Genomic DNA, 17,904 nt, shown 5'->3' with positions numbered 1-17,904 from the left:
TTTTCAACGATGCCGTCACGGACACCTGAAAGCTGGCCCCACGGCGCGATCATGCTGGATGCCGACCACACACAATTCGCGCTGTGGGCGCCGGATGCATTTTACGTCAGCGTCGAGCTGGACAACGGCCAGTCCCTGCCCATGCTGCCCCAGGGCGAGGGCTGGTTTGTCATCAAGACCCGCTGCCCTGCCGGCAGCCGCTACCGTTTCAACATTGATGGCGAACTGGAGGTGCCCGACCCGGCCTCCAGGGCGCAGGACGGTGACCTGGACCGTCACAGCGTGGTGGTCGATCCGCACCTCTTTTCCTGGCGCAACACCACGTGGCAAGGCCGCCCCTGGAATGAAGCGGTCATTTATGAACTGCATGTCGGTGCGCTCGGCGGGTTTGCCGAAGTCGAGCAGCACCTGTCACGCCTTGCCGGGCTCGGCATCACCGCCATTGAACTGATGCCGATCGCGCAGTTTCCCGGCGATCGCAACTGGGGCTATGACGGCGTGCTGCACTATGCGCCTCAAGCCAGTTACGGCACGCCGGAACAACTCAAACACCTGATCGACAGCGCCCACGGTTATGGTCTGGCGGTGATCCTCGACGTGGTCTACAACCACTTCGGCCCCGACGGCAATTACCTGCATCGCTACGCCAAGGGCTTTTTTCGCGATGACAAACATACCCCGTGGGGCGCGGCCATCGATTTCCGTCGTCGTGAAGTGCGGGACTTCTTCGTCGAAAACGCACTGATGTGGCTGCTGGAATACCGTTTCGACGGCTTGCGCCTGGATGCGGTGCATGCCATCGAAAGCCCCGACTTCCTGCCGGAACTCGCACGTCGCATACGTCAGCAGATCGACCCGTCCCGGCATGTATGGCTGACCATCGAGAACGAACTCAACCAATCAAGCCTGCTTGAGGAAAATTACGACGCCCAGTGGAACGACGACGGCCACAACGCCCTGCATGTATTACTGACCGGTGAAACCGACGCCTATTACGCGGACTATGCACTGCAACCCACGGAGCAACTGGCCCGCTGTCTGAGCCAGGGTTTCGTGTTTCAGGGTCATATCACTCGCCACGGCGAACCCCGTGGCGAGCCAAGCGAGCATCTGCCCTCCACCGCCTTCGTGCTGTTCCTGCAGAATCATGACCAGATCGGCAACCGCGCCTTCGGCGAGCGCTTGCATCAATTGGCCGACCCGCGCGCAGTGGATGCTGCGACAGCGTTGTTGTTGCTGTCGCCGATGATTCCCCTGATGTTCATGGGCGATGAATACGCGGCCCAACAGCCATTCCTGTTCTTCACCAGCCACCACGGCGAACTGGCGAAGCGGGTGCGCGAAGGTCGACGCAATGAGTTTGCGGCATTCAGTGCCTTCTCGGATCCGCACAAGCGCGAGCAGATTCCCGACCCCAACGCCGGGCAGACCTTTCACGCCTCACAACCGCGTCTGATGGGTAACGGCACACCTCGGCAACAGACAACACTGGCGCTGTATCGCCGGCTGCTGCAATTGCGCCATCAATACATCATTCCAAACCTGTCCGGCACTCAAGCACTCGGCGCCCAAGTGCTGGGGCCTGGCGCCGTCAGCGCACGCTGGCGACTGGGTGATGGCAGCGAGCTGCGAATCGACCTGAACCTCAGCGACACGCCAGTGGTCAACCTTCCACAGACCGAATCGGTGTGGCTGTTTCGCCAGCCATCCGACGCCGGCCTGTCGGATGAGGGGCAACTGCCCCCGTATTGCGCGCTCGTCAGCCTCACGGCCGCAACCCCTTTGCTACCCCTGGATGGAGAGCGCCTATGAGCGATGCGCAACTGGAAATTCTCGCCAGCCGAGCCGGCCTTGCCGTCGACTGGATCGACGCCAACGGGCGAGCGCAAAAAGTCGCCCCGGCGGTGCTGCGCAATGTGCTGATCGGCCTCGGTCACCCGGCCGGAACGGCCCAGGAAATCGACGCCAGCCTGCTCGAACTGCAACAAGTACAGGAAAATCGCCAGCTACCGCCGCTGCTCACTGCCGATGTCGGCGTGGGCGTGGATCTGGCCCGCTATTTCGAACCCGAGACCCCATGCGAGATTCACCTTGAGGACGGCTCGCGACTGAGCCTCAAGCTGGATGCCCGGGCCGTGCTGCCCGGCGAGATTCCGGTCGGCTACCAGCAAGTGCACATCGCCGATCAGCAGTTCACTCTCGCCGTGGCACCGCAACGCTGCTTCAGCGTGGGTGACGCGGTGGACAACCCGATCCCTCGCGTGTGGGGGCTGAGCGTGCAGCTTTATGGCTTGCGCCGCCCCGGCGATGGCGGTTTCGGCGACACTCAGGCCCTGGAAGAACTGGCCCGGGTGGCCGGCGAGCGCGGCGCCGATGCCTTGGCGATCAGCCCGCTGCACGCGATGTTCAGCGCCGATACCGGGCGCTACAGCCCTTACTCGCCGTCCAGTCGGCTGTTTCTCAATCCGCTCTACGCGGCGCCGGGTGCCATTCTCGGTGAGCGTGCGCTGCGCGATGCGATTGAGGCGGCCGGCCTGGCCGATCAATTCAAGCAGCTTGAAGAGCTGCCCCTGACCGACTGGCCGAAAGCGGCCGATGCCAAACTGAAACTGCTGCAAGCCCTGTATGACGGTTTCATCAGCGGCGAACATCCGCTGCATGCCGATTTCTCCAGTTTCCGCGATGCCGGCGGTGAAGCGCTGGAAAACCACTGCCGCTTCGAAACTATTCAAGAAATGCGTGCCGCCCGAGGCGAAAGTCTCGACTGGCGCCAATGGCCGGAACACTGGCACGACCCGCGCGGCGCCGCACTTGGCGCGTTTGCCGAAGAATACGCCGAGCGCATCAGTTATTTCGCGTTCTGCCAATGGCTGATCCACCGTTGTCTGGAGCGCGCCCAGACCGCCGCCCGCAGCGCCGGCATGGGCATCGGTCTGATTGCCGACCTGGCCGTGGGTGCCGACGGCGCCGGCAGCCAGGCCTGGAGTTTTCAGGATGAACTGTTGGCGTCGCTGACCGTCGGTGCACCACCGGACATCCTCAATCGCTCCGGCCAGGGTTGGGGTATCTCGGCGTTCTCCCCGGAAGGTCTGGTACGCAATGGCTTTCGGGCCTTCATCGACATGCTGCGCGCCAACTTCGCTCATGCGGGTGGTTTGCGCATCGACCATGTCATGGGCCTTCAACGGTTGTGGGTGATTCCCAACGGTTCAGCGCCGGCGGACGGCGCGTATCTGTATTACCCGGTGGACGACCTGCTGCGCTTGCTGACCCTCGAATCCCACCGCCATCAGGCGATTGTGCTGGGCGAAGACCTCGGCACCGTGCCCGATGGCCTGCGGGAAAAGCTGATCGCCCGGGCCATGCTTGGCATGCGCGTGCTGTTGTTCGAACAGGACAACACCCATTTCAAACCGATCCTCGACTGGCCGGACAACGCTTTGGCCACCACCAGCACCCACGATCTGCCGACGCTCAATGGCTGGTGGCATGGCCGGGATATCGACTGGAATTCGCGACTCGGGCTGATCGACGCCAACGGCGAAATCGATTGGCGCCGCTACCGCGAACGCGAGCGTGAAGGCCTGCGCGGCGCCTTGAGTCAGGACCCGCAAAACTTTCGCGAGGAATCCCACGAGGCCGATCAGGTAGTCGACGCCGCTGTGCGTTTCCTCGGCCACACCCGCGCGCCGCTGGTGCTGCTGCCACTGGAAGACGCGCTGGGCCTGGACGAACAGGCCAACCTGCCCGGCACCATCGACACTCATCCGAACTGGTCGCGACGCTTGCCCGGCAACAGCGAAACGCTGCTCGATGGCGTCGATGCTGCGCGACGCCTCGAGCTGCTGGCCTGTGCCCGCCTGCAAGCCGCCGAGCGTGACCAATGAGTGCAGTACAAAACCAGACATTGAGAGCCACGGTGCGCCTGCAGTTTCACAAGGGCTTCACCCTCGATGAGGCGGTGCCGCTGGTGCCGTACTTTGCCCGGCTCGGCATCAGCCATATTTACGCCTCGCCGCTGCTCGCGGCCCGCGCCGGCTCCATGCACGGCTACGACGTGGTCGACCCGACCCGGGTCAATCCCGAACTGGGTGGCGAACCGGCGCTGCGCCGACTGGTCGCGGCCTTGCGCGAACACGACATGGGGCTGATCCTCGACATCGTCTCCAATCACATGGCAGTGGGCGGCGGTGACAATCCGTGGTGGCTCGACCTGCTGGAATGGGGCCGGCTCAGCCCCTATGGCGAGTTCTTCGACATTCAATGGCACTCGCCCGACCCGTTGATGGAAGGCCAGTTGCTGCTGCCTTTCCTCGGCACCGATTACGGCATTGCGTTGCAGGACGGCACACTGCCGCTGGTGTTCAACGCCGAGTCCGGCACCTTCCACGTCGAGCATTACGAGCATCACTTCCCGATCTGCCCCGGCGATTACGGCGAACTGCTCAAGCCCGATGAGCCGGCAAACGAAGCCCTCAAGTCGCTGGCGGACCGCTTCAGCAGCCTCAGCTACCAGACCGATGCCCGTTCGCTGTCGATATCGCTCAAGGAGGAACTCCAGCAACTGGCCAGCGACCCGCACATCCTGCAAGCCATTGAGCACCATCTCACGCGCTACGACTCCAAGACCGAAGACGGCTTCCAGCGCCTGCATCAATTGCTGGAGCGGCAAAGCTATCGTCTGGCGAGCTGGCGCACGGCGGCGGACGACATCAACTGGCGGCGCTTCTTCGACATCAACGAACTCGGCGGCCTGCGGGTCGAGCGGCCTGCGGTATTCGAAGCGACCCACGGCAAGATCTTCCAGTTGATCGAAGAAGGCCTGATCGACGGTTTACGCATCGACCACGTCGACGGCCTCGCCGATCCGCGGGGTTACTGCCGCAAGTTAAGGCGACGCCTCGATTTTCTGGCACCCGGGCGACACTTGCCGATCTACGTCGAGAAAATTCTCGGGGCTGGCGAAACCCTGCACGCCGACTGGGCGGTGGATGGCAGCACCGGTTACGAATTCATGAATCAGCTGTCGCTGCTGCAACACGACCCGGCCGGTGAACACGTGCTGGGCGACCTGTGGCACCGCCGCACCGAGCGCCCCGCCGCGTTCATCGACGAAGCACGACTGGCGCGTCAGCAGATCCTCAACGGTTCGCTGGCCAGCGACTGCGAAAGCGTTGCCCAGGCGCTGCTGCAAGTGGCGCGGGACGACCTGATGACCCGTGACCTCACGCTCGGTTCGATCCGCCGGGTGTTGCAGGCGCTGATCGTGCACTTCCCGGTGTATCGCACCTACATCAGTGCGATGGGTCGTACGACGCAGGACGACGTGTTTTTCCAGCAAGCCATGGACGGTGCGCGTCAGGCACTGAGCGAAAGCGACTGGCCGGTGCTTGAGTCTGTGGCCGGCTGGCTCGGCGGCCAGCCATGGCGGCGCAAACCCCGTGGGCGTTCGCGCAAGCTCCTGCGCCACGCCTGCGTGCGCTTTCAGCAACTCACCTCGCCCGCTGCCGCCAAGGCCGTGGAAGACACCGCGCTGTATCGCTCGGCAGTGCTGCTGTCGCGCAATGACGTGGGCTACAACACCGAACAGTTCAGCGCCCCGGTCAGCGACTTTCATGCGACAAACCAGCAACGCCTGGCGACATTCCCCGACAACCTGCTGGCCACCGCCACCCACGATCACAAACGCGGCGAAGACACTCGCGCACGGTTGGCCGTGCTCAGCGAGCGCAGCCACTGGTACGCCGAACAGGTCGAGCTGTGGCGCGCCCTCGCCCGGCCGCTGCGCAATGACCATCAGATGCCGTCGGCCGCTGACGAATTGATCCTCTATCAAGCGTTGCTCGGCAGTTGGCCGCTGCAATTGCGCGGCGATGACCACGGCGGATTCGCTGAGTACGCCGGACGCATCTGGCAATGGCAGCAAAAGGCTCTGCGCGAAGCCAAGTTGCAAAGCAGTTGGAGTGCGCCGAACGAGGCTTACGAAAACGCCGCCCAGTCATTCACCGAGCGGCTGTTGCTGTCGCCCGAAGGCGAGCTGCTGCGCGGGGCGCTGGCCAAGAGCGCCAACAGCATCGCCGCTGCCGGCGCCCTCAACAGTCTGGCGCAAACCTTGCTGCACATGACGGTGCCGGGGGTGCCGGATCTGTATCAGGGCAATGAACGCTGGGACTTCAGCCTGGTGGATCCGGACAACCGTCGGCCAGTGGACTATGCCGCCAGGCAGCAGGCGCTGCAGGCACCAGGGCCGGTTCAGGAACTGTTGGTGAACTGGCGCGACGGACGAGTCAAGCAAGCATTGATCGCCGAGGTGCTGCGCCTGCGCGCCGACTACGCCCAGTTGTTTCGTCAGGGTTCGTACCAGGCCCTCGAGGTGCTGGGCAGCCAGGCGCACAACGTGCTCGCGTTTGCCCGCGAGCACGAGGGGCAACGGGCCATCGTCATCGTGCCGATCCGTTGCGCAACCCTGCTGGAAAACGGTGCCGTACCGCAGGTCGATGCGCTGCGCTGGGGCGATACGCGGGTTGAATTACCGTTCGCCGCCTCCGACGAAAATCTGAAGGGACTTTTTTCGAGCACCGCAGTCACAAAAAACAGGGAGCTGGAGGTCAGCGCTGCGCTGGGGGACTTCCCGGTCAATCTGTTTATCCAACACTTCTAGAAGCATGAGTTCAGTTCAGGAGCATTGCGATGAGTACCGACGATAAACGCATCCGCGAATTCGCCTATCAGATCTGGGAATCGGAAGGAAAACCCGATGGCCAGGACGCCCGCCACTGGGAGATGGCGCGCAAACTGGCTGAAGCCGAGGCATTGGCGCCCAAGAAATCGCCGAAAGCCGCCGGCAGTAAAACCGCTGGCAAGACCGCCACCAGCAAAGCCGTCGATGGCAAGGCACCCGCTGCCAAACCCAAGGCCACGACGGCCAAGGCCAAGCCTGCCGGTGTCGCCAAAGTGATTCCCCCGGGCGAAAAAGCCACCGAGAAAAAGCCCCGCGCGCCGCGCAAGCCGCCTGCGGTCTGACGCTCCCCGAACCATTGATTTGAGTAACCGTGTGGCGAGTTCGCTCGCCACCGAGGGCTGACTCGTCCTCGAAAAAAACCACCCCCCGATTTTTTTGCAGGAGCACCTATGACCCGTCCAAAGAAAGCCGAGCCCGCCGCGCACCCCGAACCCTCGCGAATCCGTGAAGGTCTGCCCTTCCCGCTCGGCGCAACCTGGGATGGTCTGGGGGTGAACTTTGCGCTGTTTTCCGCCAACGCCACCCGGGTCGAACTGTGCATTTTCGACGATGCCGGCGAGGTCGAACTCGAACGCATCGAGCTGCCGGAATACACCGACGAGATTTACCACGGCTACCTGCCCGATGCGCATCCGGGGCTGATCTACGGCTACCGGGTCTACGGTCCGTACGACCCGGCCAACGGACATCGCTTCAATCACAACAAGTTGCTGATCGACCCGTACGCAAAGCAGTTGGTGGGCGAGTTGAAATGGTCCGAAGCGCTGTTCGGCTACACCATCGGCCACCCGGATGCCGACCTCAGTTTCGATGAACGCGACAGCGCGCCCTACGTGCCCAAATGCAAAGTCATCGACCCGGCGCACACCTGGGGCAACGACCATCGCGTCAGCGTGCCGTGGGACAAGACGATCATTTACGAGACCCACGTGCGCGGCATCAGCATGCGCCACCCGTCGGTGCCGGAAAATGTGCGTGGGACGTTTGCCGGGCTGATGGTCGACGACGTGCTCGAACACATCCGCAAACTGGGTGTATCGACCGTCGAACTGTTGCCAATCCACGCTTTCGTCAACGACCAGCACCTGCTGCACAAAGGCATGACCAATTACTGGGGCTACAACAGCATTGCGTTCTTCGCCCCGGACCCGCGCTACCTGGCCAGCGGCAAGATTGCAGAATTCAAGGAGATGGTCGCGCACCTGCACGAAGCCAATCTCGAAGTGATCCTCGACGTGGTCTACAACCACACTGCCGAAGGCAACGAACAAGGCCCGACCCTGTCGATGCGCGGGATCGACAACGCCTCGTACTATCGATTGATGCCGGACGACAAGCGCTTTTACATCAACGATTCCGGTACCGGCAACACTCTGGACCTGAGCCATCCGTGTGTGCTGCAAATGGTCACCGACTCGCTGCGCTATTGGGCCAGCGAAATGCACGTCGACGGCTTCCGTTTCGACCTCGCAACCATTCTCGGTCGCTATCACGACGGTTTCGATGAACGTCACAGTTTCCTGGTTGCTTGCCGTCAGGATCCGGTACTGCGTCAGGTGAAAATGATCGCCGAGCCTTGGGATTGTGGTCCGGGCGGCTATCAGGTCGGCAACTTCCCACCGGGCTGGGTCGAATGGAACGACAAGTTCCGCGACACTGTGCGCGCCTTCTGGAAAGGTGACGACGGCCAGCTCGCCGACTTCGCCAGCCGCATGACCGCTTCCGGCGAGATGTTCAATCAGCGTGGTCGGCGTCCTTACTCATCGGTGAATTTCGTCACCGCCCACGACGGTTTCACCCTCAACGATCTGGTGTCCTACAACGACAAGCACAACGAGGCCAACGACGAAAACAATCAGGACGGCAGCAACAACAACCTGTCCTGGAACCACGGCGTCGAAGGCCCCACCGACGATCCGGAAATCAATGCGCTGCGCCACCGGCAGATGCGCAACTTCTTCGCCACGCTGCTTTTGGCCCAGGGCACGCCGATGCTGGTGGCTGGCGACGAATTCGCCCGCACCCAGGACGGCAATAACAACGCCTACTGCCAGGACAGCGAGATTGGCTGGGTCAACTGGGACCTGAGCGAAGACGGCAAGGCGCTGCTGAAATTCGTCAAGCGCCTGATCAAGTTGCGCCTGGCGTATCCGATCCTGCGCCGCGGGCGTTTTCTGGTCGGCGAATACAACGAAGACATCGGGGTCAAGGACGTGACCTGGCTGGCACCGGACGCCACGGAGATGACCACCGAGCACTGGCACGATGCGCACAACCGTTGTCTCGGCATGCTGCTCGATGGCCGTGCCCAGGAAACCGGCATCCGCCGCAAGGGCGCCGACGCGACATTGCTGCTGGTGGTCAACGCTCATCACGACATCGTCAACTTCACTTTGCCGGAAGTGCCCGAGGGCAGTTTCTGGACCTGCATGGTCGACACCAATCAACCTTCGATTCGTGGCCAGGAACGCTTCGAATTCGGCCACGAGTACTCGGTCACCGGGCGCTCGCTGTTGTTGTTCGAGCTGCAACGGGAAGAGGAAGACTGACATGGAGCTGTCTGACTATCTGGCACTGCGTACTCCGGACTATGGCGATACCGCCGCCCTTGGACGCTGCCTGCGGGAGATGGTCGAGGCGGGACTGGATCGTCTGCCGTTGCCCGGCAGCGGTCGCACGCTGGAACGCTGGCAACGGCTGGCCGAGGTCGGCGGCCATGATCTGGGGTTGTGCAAACTCTACGAAGGCCATACCGATGCGCTGGCCATCATCGAACAACTGGGCGGTTCGCCAACCCCCGGCAGCACGTGGGGCATGTGGGCCGCCGAACCACCGCAGGCACGGGTCCGGGTCACGCCTTCGGGGCATATGGTGCGATTGCACGGACGCAAGGCGTGGTGTTCCGGGGCGGCAGTGCTCAGCCATGCGCTGCTCACCGCCTGGGATGACGACGATCGTCAGCAACTGGTAGCGGTGGCGCTCGATCAACCGGGTGTGACCGTCACCGACCAAGGCTGGCAAGCCATCGGCATGGCGGCCACCGGCAGCGTCGAGGTGCTGTTCGACAATGTCGAGGCTCAGGCCATCGGCAACCCCGGGGACTACCTGCAACGACCGGGGTTCTGGCACGGCGGCATCGGCATCGCCGCCTGCTGGTACGGTGCCGCGCGGGAAATTGCCGAACGCCTGCACCGGCATTGCGCCAGACGCGAAGAGCCCTACGCACTGGCCAGTCTGGGTGCGGTCGACGCCGCGTTGCAGGCTGCTGCCCAGGTCCTGCGCGTCAGTGCGCTGGACATTGACTGTCACCCTCAGGCCAACGCCGAATTGCTGGCGCGGCGGGTCCGTGCGGTGGTCGAGCAAGCTGCCGAACAGATCATCCGTGATACCGGGCACGCGCTGGGGGCCGGGCCGTTTTGCAAGGATCGACATTTCGCGCAACTGATCGCCGACCTCCCGGTGTATCTGCGCCAGAGCCATGCCGAACGCGACCTCGCCTCACTCGGCCAACTGATCGCCCGGCAACCGGCTGAGGCATGGGCGTTATGAAAAACAATCCGATCGTCGGCCAGGGCACGAGTCTGGAGCAATGGCAAGCGTCCCGTCAGTTGGCGGCGCTGGACAGCATCGACATTCTTGATCTCGTACCACCGGGCTCGCGGGCCGTGGTCATCGCGCCTCATCCAGATGACGAAGTGCTGGGCTGCGGCGGTCTCCTGCAACGGCTCGCCGCTGCAGGGCGTGTGCTGCAACTGATTTCGGTCACGGACGGCAGCGCCAGTCATCCCGGATCCGCGCGCTGGCCCGTGGAACGCTTGAGCGTGGTACGTCCGCAGGAATCCGCCGAGGCCTTGCGCCGCCTCGGCCTGCCGATGCATCAGTTGCAATGGCTTCGCGGCGGCTTCCCCGACACCCAAGTGGCGGCCCGCGAGTCTTCACTCTGCGACTATCTGACAGGCTATCTGCAAGCCGGCGACGTGGTCTTCACCACTTGGCGCGAGGACGGCCACAGCGACCACGAAGCCGTCGGCCGTGCCAGTGTCGAAGCGGCCCGGCGCGTGGGGGCGATTTGCCACGAACTGCCGGTCTGGACCTGGCACTGGGCAGACCCGGAAGACGCCAAAGTGCCTTGGGAGCGGGCGCGAAAAATCGCCCTGACAAAAATGCAGGTGGCGCGCAAACGTCATGCCGTGCACGCCTTCGCCAGTCAGCTGGAAGGCGATCCCGACGCGTGCCTGGCGCCGGTTCTCCCGCCGCATGTGCTCGACCGACTGCTGCAACCGTTTGAAGTGGTGTTTCTGTGAGCGTCGACGATCGTTACTTCGAGGGGTTGTTCGCCGACAACAATGACCCTTGGGGATTTCGTCAGCGCTGGTACGAGCAACGCAAACGTCTGGCCACCCTGGCAGCCCTGCCCCGGCCGCGCTATCGGGCAATCTTCGAACCGGGTTGCGCCAACGGCGAACTGAGCGCAGCCCTGGCCGAGCGCTGCGACCGGCTGTTGTGCTGCGACACCAGTGGCGCGGCGGTGAATCTGGCACGCACCCGGTTGAGCCTGTACGAACATACCGAAGTCCGGCAATGTCGTCTGCCGGGGGACTGGCCCGATGAGCAGTTCGACCTGATCGTTTTCAGCGAAATCGGCTATTACCTGGATCGGCAGGATCTGACCGCCGTGATCCGCCGGATCAATGACTCCCTGACCGCCGACGGGCAGTTGCTGGCCTGTCATTGGCGGCCGGCCATCGAGGGCTGCCCGCTCAATGCGCGCCAGGTGCACGACCTGATCCACGAACAGTTGCACCTGCCGCGACTGGTGCTGCATCAGGAAGCGGATTTCCTGCTGGAAGTGTGGAGTCGCGATCCCCGTTCAGTGGCCACGCTGGAGGGCCTGCGATGATCGGTATCCTGATCCCTGCGCACAACGAGGAGGAACGGCTCGATGACTGCCTGCGGGCGGCCCTGCGCGCTGCCGCCCATACCCTGCTGGGTGGCGAGCCGGTCGAGGTGCTGGTGGTGCTCGACAGTTGCACCGACCGCTCGGCAGAGGTCGTCAGTCAGTACCCGGTCCTGACGCTGAGCATCGAGGCGCGCAATGTCGGCAAGGCGCGAGCCTGCGGCGCACAACACCTGCTTGAGCGCGGTGCGCGCTGGATCTCCTGTTCGGACGCGGACAGTCGTGTCGCCGACGACTGGCTGGTGGCACAGCTTGGACTGGGGGTCGACGCGGTATGCGGCACCGTGACGGTCGAGCACTGGCAGGATTCCCTGGATGACGCGGCGCAGATTCATTATCACCGCCACTACCAGGCCCGCGATGGGCACCGGCACATCCATGGCGCCAACCTGGGAGTCAGCGCGCAGGCCTACCGGCGCGCCGGCGGGTTCGAGCCCCTGGCCTGCGACGAAGACGTGCAACTGGTGCGTCAACTGGAACGTTGCGGGGCCAGCATCGCCTGGAGTCATCGGCCGCAAGTCGTCACCAGCGCCCGTCTCGACAGTCGCGCACGCGGTGGCTTCGGCGACTATCTGCGACAGCTGGCACAGACTGAATAAAAAAAAGCGGATCAGATTGATCGGCGGCGCGACGAATCGCCGGTCTTGAGCAATACTCTGCATCGCGGCAATCCAGGGTTCGGAGCGCTGCCGGGTTATCAACCAGCCTTCAAGGGTCAAGCACGCGTGGCCGTGCGCGACGGAAGGCCCGACACCACAAGGATGTCCTGCCCCATGAAACCGTTATCCCTCAATGAAAGCGGCCTGCCTGCACAAATCTGGAACAGGGCGGCGCAACTCGACAACATTCCCGTCATCAGCACCCATAATCTGGTCCCGGCCGGCGCCCGCGCCGTGGTCATCGCCCCTCACCCCGGCGACGAAGTGGTCACCTGCGGCGGCCTGCTGCAACTGCTGTGCAGCCTGGGTCATCCCCTGCAATTGCTGTCGATCACCGATGGCAGCGCCAGCCATCCCGGTTCGCGTCAGTGGTCGGAGAAACGCCTGAGCGTATTTCGCCCTCAGGAAAGCGTCGAGGCCTTGCGTCGCCTGGGCTTGCCGATGCACAGCCTGAAATGGGTCCGCGGCGGCTTCACCGACAGTGCCCTGCTCGACCAGGAAGCCCTGTTGACCGGGTTCATCTCCCGTTACCTGCGCCCCGGCGACGTGGTGTTCAGCACCTGGCGCGAAGACGGCACCGACGATCATGAAGTGGTCGGCCGGGCCAGCGCCGAGGCTGCCCGCCAGGTCGGCGCGGCCTACCACGATGTGCCGGTCTGGGCCTGGCACTGGCCGGAGCGCGATCAGGCACAGATTCCCTGGCACCGCGCGCGCAAGCTGCGCCTCGACACCTGGACCGTCGCGCGCAAGAGCCACGCCACTCATGCCTACGCCAGTCAGCTCAATGGCGAACCGGCGATCGGCATTGCGCCGCTGTTGCCCAAGGCTATTCTGGAGCGCATGCGTTTGCCCTATGAGATCGTTTTCGTAGAGTGATCAACGGCCGCGGGCACCTCACTCAAAGTGAACTGCCCGCCCTCCCGGCCAGTCGCATGAACAGGCAGTCATGATTCAGAGGAGTGACCGTGTCCAGCGACCCCAAGCGTCATGCCATCGACGCACAACCCTTGAACCCATCCGTCATCCATCGCCTGCGCGTGCTGACGGTCAATACACACAAGGGTTTCACCGCACTCAATCGGCGTTTCATTCTTCCCGAGCTGCGTGAGGCCGTGCGCAGTACCCGTGCCGACCTGGTGTTCCTTCAGGAAGTGGTAGGCGAGCACGAGCGGCATTCCAGTCGCTACAACGATTGGCCGCAGACCTCGCAGTACGAATTCCTCGCCGACAGCATGTGGAGCGATTTTGCCTACGGCCGTAATGCGGTCTATCCCGATGGGCATCATGGCAACGCCCTGTTGTCGAAATATCCGATCCGCGAATATCGCAATCTCGACGTCTCGATCACCGGCCCGGAACGACGCGGGTTGTTGCACTGCATACTGGATGTGCCGGGACATGCCGAAGTGCATGCCATCTGCGTGCACCTGAGCCTGCTCGAAAGCCATCGGCAATTGCAGTTGCAGCTGCTCTGTCAGTTGCTCGAATCCCTGCCAGACGATGCGCCAGTGATCATCGCCGGCGATTTCAACGACTGGCAAATGCAGGGCAACGTCGCCCTCGCCCGTCGAGACTACCTGCATGAAGCCTTCGAACGTCATCACGGCCGGCCGGCCAAGACCTACCCCGCACGCTTTCCGCTGTTGCGACTGGACCGGGTCTACCTGCGCAATGCCAGCAGTCACGATCCGCAGATTCTCGGCAGCAAACCCTGGACGCATCTCTCCGATCACCTGCCGCTGGCCGTCGAGGTGCATTTGTAAGCGCACTATTGACAGCTCTGTGGCGTTTCGATGGAGCGGGCACGTCAAAGCACCCCCGTGACAGACCGACTGTCGGCTGCTGTCGGCCTCACTCGAACGGCTGACGCAGCGATTCACCCTACAAACAAAAGCTTATATAAATACGTAAAAACAAAAGCTTGCAACTTCCGTTCGAGATCGACCACTCATCGTTCATTTTCTTGACGCAGTGTCAGCGGTCTTCTTAGCTCTACCTTACTACCCCCGGAAACACTACCTGGGGCGAGCCCCCGGAGATTCGTGAAAACGAGTCCCCAAGGTTCGCCTCGCTCCATTCGGTCGCCCCTCATTCGGGTAGGAGAGACGCCAAGGCGAGACACCGCATGCGATAGCAAGGCAGACGTTCATGAAAACCTCACTCACTTCACAAGAGATCAAAATCACCTTCTGCACCGTTTCAAGCTCCCTCCTGCTGTGTTCGTCCATGGAGGCGCAGGCCGGCCCTGCGGCGGACGAAACCTCGCCCTGGTATCGGCAGGACGTCACCGTCCTGACCCTGCCTGAAACCATCATCACCCCCGATCCGCCGCGTACAAGCCCGCGCCCCGACCTGCGCGGCTCGAACCTGATGACCGAGGATCCGGCACCCTCGGCCTGGGATCAGCTTTACGGACAATCTGATCATCAGGCACAACCCGATGCCTTCGGCCCGGGATTTACGGCTTCCGGTTCCACAGCAATCAAAGGGCCACCGGTCTTGACTCTGCAAGGCAGCGGCGGGCCGACCCAGCGGTTCGGATTGATCGGTGGCACCACGCGGATTCTGGCAAATGGCAGCGGGCTGATCGTCAACAGCGCTCTCGCCGACCCGACCACCGATATCCTCAACCTGCAAGGCCAGAGCCTCGGCGCCTATTACAGCCTGACCGGGTCCGAAGGCTGGCACGTCGACCTGTCAGCCAGCGGTGGCCGGGTCAGCGGGTTCAGTCGCAATGAACAAGGCGCGCGCCTGGCCACCGAAGGCAGCGCGCTGACGTTCTCCGTGGAAGGCGGCTTCCCGATCGGCCTGGGCGAAAACTGGGTGGTTGAACCGCAGGCGCAGTTGATCAATCAGCGAATTACCCTCGACACGCCTTACGCCGGCTCAGGCCATGCATCGTCCAGCGATCTTTCGTCCTGGAGCGGCCGGGTCGGAGCGCGCCTCAAAGGCAGTTACGACCTCAGCGGCCTGCCCGTGGAACCCTACGTGCGCACCAACCTCTGGCACACGGTGTACACCGGCAACACGGTGACCCTCGATCAAGTGGACAAGATCAGCAGCAGTCGCAAGTCATCGACGGTGGAATTGGGCTTGGGTCTGGTGGCAAAGGTCACGCCGACCGTGAGCCTGTACGTCAGCGCCGACTACAGCAGTGATGTGGATGACAATGATCTGAACGGGTTGATCGGCAGTCTGGGGGTGCGGATGCGCTGGTGATATCCGGATCATGAAGGACCTTGTGGGAGCTGCGGATCGACGATTCGACTGGCCAGCCGAATCGCCGAACCGCAGCGGGGTTAACGGTGTCTGGCCTACCCCTCCGGCTTGAGGATCAACACCGCCAGCGGCGGCAGGTTCAGCTCCAGCGACAACGCCTGGCCGTGGCTGGGCACCTCTTCGGCATACGCCCCGCCACCGTTGCCATAGTTGGAACCCGCATAGGTGTCTGCATCACTGTTGAGCAGCTCCTTCCAGCGTCCGGCAAACGGCACACCCACTCGATACGACTGACGCGGCACCGGCGTGAAGTTGGCCACCACCAGCACCGGCGTCCCCGCCTTGCTCCAGCGCAGCCATGCATAGACGCTGTTGATCGCATCGTCACCGATCAACCACTGGAACCCTTGCGGTGCATCGTCCTGCTCATGCAGCGCCGGTTCTTCGCGGTACAAGCGATTCAGGTCGCCAACCAGTTTCTGCACGCCTTTGTGCTCGGAATACTGCAGCAGATACCAATCCAGCTGCTGATCGTGATTCCATTCGCGCCACTGGCCGAACTCGCAGCCCATGAACAACAGTTTCTTGCCCGGATGGGTCCACATGAAGCTCAGATAGGCGCGCAGGTTGGCGAACTTCTGCCAGCGGTCGCCGGGCATCTTGTCGATCAGCGAGTGCTTGCCGTGTACCACTTCATCGTGGGAGATCGGCAGGATGAAACGCTCGGACCAGGCGTACACCAGACCGAAACTCAACTCGTTGTGATGATGGGCGCGGTACACCGGATCCTGCTGGATGTAATGCAGCGAATCGTGCATCCAGCCCATGTTCCACTTGTAGGCAAAACCGAGCCCGCCCCGTTGGGTACTCTGGCTGACACCCGGCCACGCCGTGGATTCCTCGGCAATCACCAGCGCTCCCGGTGCCTCCAGCGCCACCACATCGTTCAGATGACGAAGGAAGTCGATGGCCTCCAGGTTCTCCCGGCCGCCATGACGATTGGGCACCCACTCGCCGGCCTTGCGCGAATAGTCGCGGTAGAGCATCGACGCCACTGCATCGACCCGCAGGCCGTCGACATGGAAATGCTTCAGCCAGTGCAGTGCCGACGCCAGCATGTAGCCATGCACTTCGGTGCGACCCAGGTTGTAGATCAGCGTGTCCCAGTCCTGATGAAAGCCTTCCAGCGGGTTGCCGTATTCGTACAGCGCGGTGCCGTCGAACTGCGCCAGACCATGGGTATCGGTCGGAAAATGCGCCGGCACCCAGTCGAGAATCACCCCGATGTCAGCCTGATGGCAGGCGTTGATGAACGCCGCGAATTCGTCCGGCGTGCCGTAACGAGCGCTCGGCGCGAATTGCGACAGCAGCTGATAGCCCCAGGAACCACCGAACGGGTGCTCCATGATCGGCATCAGTTCGATGTGGGTGAAACCCAGTTCCTTCACGTAGGGAATCAGCCGCTCGGCCAGCTCCGGCCAGGTGTACTGACGGGCAACTTCTCCCAGATCGTCCAGCTCGCATTGCCAGGATCCGGCATGCAGCTCATAGATCGACAGCGGCGCATTGTGTTGCTGGCGCTCGCGGCGGCCGGTCATCCAGTCCTGATCCTGCCAGTCGATCTGTAACGGCGAGGCGACTTTTGACGCAGTGTCCGGCGGCAAGCTGGTGGTCAGCGCCATCGGATCGGCCTTCAGCGGCAGGATGCCGTGGGCGCCGAGGATTTCGTACTTGTACAGCTCCCCCGCTTGCAGGCGCGGAATGAACAGCTCCCAGACCCCGGACGGATGCCGCAGACGCATCGGATGCCGGCGCCCGTCCCAGACGTTGAAGTCGCCGACCACCGACACCCGCCGGGCATTCGGTGCCCACACGGCAAACCGCACGCCATCGACGCCCTCGACGGTTTTCAACTGTGCGCCGAGGCAACTGCTGAGGTCGCGATGGTTGCCTTCGGCGAACAGATACAAGTCCATTTCACCGAGCAACTGGCCAAAGCTGTAGGGATCTTCGGCGACCTGTTCGCCACCGGCCCAGCGGGTGCGCAACAGGTAAGGCCGTACGCCCTCGAAATGCCCGACGAACAGCCCCGGCGTTTCGGTGGCGTCCAGCGGACCAAGCTCTTCGCCAGTGTTTTTGTCCAGCACCGAAACGCTCAACGCGCCGGGCAGATACGCCCGGATAAACTGCCCGCCGGCGCCATCGCCGTGGGGGCCAAGAATGGAAAACGGGTCTTGATGTTCTGCGCGCACCAATGCATCGATATCTTTTGCAGTGGGCAGCAATCTTTCTTTAGCGTGACCCTGTTCCCTGTTCGAGAAACTCAT

Annotated in this window: 13 protein-coding genes; 12 read left to right on the top strand and 1 reads right to left on the bottom strand. The window is 62.8% G+C overall.

The features are described 5' to 3' along the window. Positions 1-9: 9 nt before the first annotated feature. The 12 genes from treZ (at position 10) to ACSPX5_RS08500 (ending at position 15,577) form a co-directional block, all read left to right on the top strand. Entirely contained in the window at positions 10-1,812 is a 1,803-nt protein-coding gene (gene treZ, locus ACSPX5_RS08555) for a malto-oligosyltrehalose trehalohydrolase (protein WP_439821461.1), read from the top strand. Next, positions 1,809-3,887 (top strand): 4-alpha-glucanotransferase, encoded by a 2,079-nt coding sequence (malQ, locus tag ACSPX5_RS08550; protein ID WP_439821460.1) that lies wholly within the window; start codon positions 1,809-1,811, stop codon positions 3,885-3,887. Before treZ ends, malQ begins: the two co-directional genes overlap by 4 nt. After that, positions 3,884-6,661, top strand: coding sequence for a malto-oligosyltrehalose synthase (locus ACSPX5_RS08545; protein ID WP_439821459.1), 2,778 nt, complete (start codon positions 3,884-3,886; stop codon positions 6,659-6,661). Before malQ ends, ACSPX5_RS08545 begins: the two co-directional genes overlap by 4 nt. A gap of 29 nt (positions 6,662-6,690) precedes the next feature. Then, entirely contained in the window at positions 6,691-7,023 is a 333-nt protein-coding gene (locus tag ACSPX5_RS08540) for a DUF2934 domain-containing protein (RefSeq protein ID WP_439821458.1), read from the top strand. A gap of 108 nt (positions 7,024-7,131) precedes the next feature. Continuing rightward, entirely contained in the window at positions 7,132-9,291 is a 2,160-nt protein-coding gene (gene glgX, locus ACSPX5_RS08535) for a glycogen debranching protein GlgX (protein WP_169430256.1), read from the top strand. Between the two features lies 1 nt (position 9,292). After that, on the top strand, positions 9,293-10,291 hold the full coding sequence (locus tag ACSPX5_RS08530) for an acyl-CoA dehydrogenase (RefSeq protein WP_439821457.1): 999 nt from the start codon (positions 9,293-9,295) through the stop codon (positions 10,289-10,291). Beyond that, positions 10,288-11,046, top strand: coding sequence for a PIG-L deacetylase family protein (locus ACSPX5_RS08525; RefSeq protein WP_439821456.1), 759 nt, complete (start codon positions 10,288-10,290; stop codon positions 11,044-11,046). Before ACSPX5_RS08530 ends, ACSPX5_RS08525 begins: the two co-directional genes overlap by 4 nt. After that, on the top strand, positions 11,043-11,642 hold the full coding sequence (locus tag ACSPX5_RS08520) for an SAM-dependent methyltransferase (RefSeq protein ID WP_439821455.1): 600 nt from the start codon (positions 11,043-11,045) through the stop codon (positions 11,640-11,642). The genes ACSPX5_RS08525 and ACSPX5_RS08520 overlap by 4 nt, the downstream gene beginning before the upstream one ends. Next, positions 11,639-12,298: a glycosyltransferase gene (locus ACSPX5_RS08515; RefSeq protein ID WP_323161400.1), complete on the top strand. Its 660-nt coding sequence runs from the start codon at positions 11,639-11,641 to the stop codon at positions 12,296-12,298. The genes ACSPX5_RS08520 and ACSPX5_RS08515 overlap by 4 nt, the downstream gene beginning before the upstream one ends. A gap of 174 nt (positions 12,299-12,472) precedes the next feature. Continuing rightward, complete coding sequence (locus ACSPX5_RS08510) at positions 12,473-13,234, top strand: PIG-L deacetylase family protein (RefSeq protein ID WP_439821454.1); 762 nt, start codon at positions 12,473-12,475, stop codon at positions 13,232-13,234. An 89-nt stretch (positions 13,235-13,323) separates the two neighbouring features. Continuing rightward, positions 13,324-14,121, top strand: coding sequence for an endonuclease/exonuclease/phosphatase family protein (locus ACSPX5_RS08505; protein WP_207864470.1), 798 nt, complete (start codon positions 13,324-13,326; stop codon positions 14,119-14,121). Positions 14,122-14,506: 385 nt separating this feature from the next. Then, the gene (locus tag ACSPX5_RS08500; RefSeq protein WP_439821453.1) at positions 14,507-15,577 is read left to right on the top strand and encodes an autotransporter outer membrane beta-barrel domain-containing protein; all 1,071 of its coding nucleotides are present in this window, start codon (positions 14,507-14,509) and stop codon (positions 15,575-15,577) included. A 95-nt stretch (positions 15,578-15,672) separates the two neighbouring features. On the opposite strand, the gene glgB is transcribed toward ACSPX5_RS08500, so the two are convergent. Next, positions 15,673-17,904, bottom strand: a complete 2,232-nt coding sequence (gene glgB / locus ACSPX5_RS08495) for a 1,4-alpha-glucan branching protein GlgB (RefSeq protein WP_439821452.1) — start codon at positions 17,902-17,904, stop codon at positions 15,673-15,675.

The organism is Pseudomonas sp. HLG18 (genome assembly GCF_051903985.1).
GTDB classification, from domain to species: Bacteria; Pseudomonadota; Gammaproteobacteria; order Pseudomonadales; family Pseudomonadaceae; genus Aquipseudomonas; species Aquipseudomonas fluorescens_BT.
Note: the sequence above shows the minus strand (reverse complement) of the source record. Positions and strands in the feature narration are given on the sequence as shown.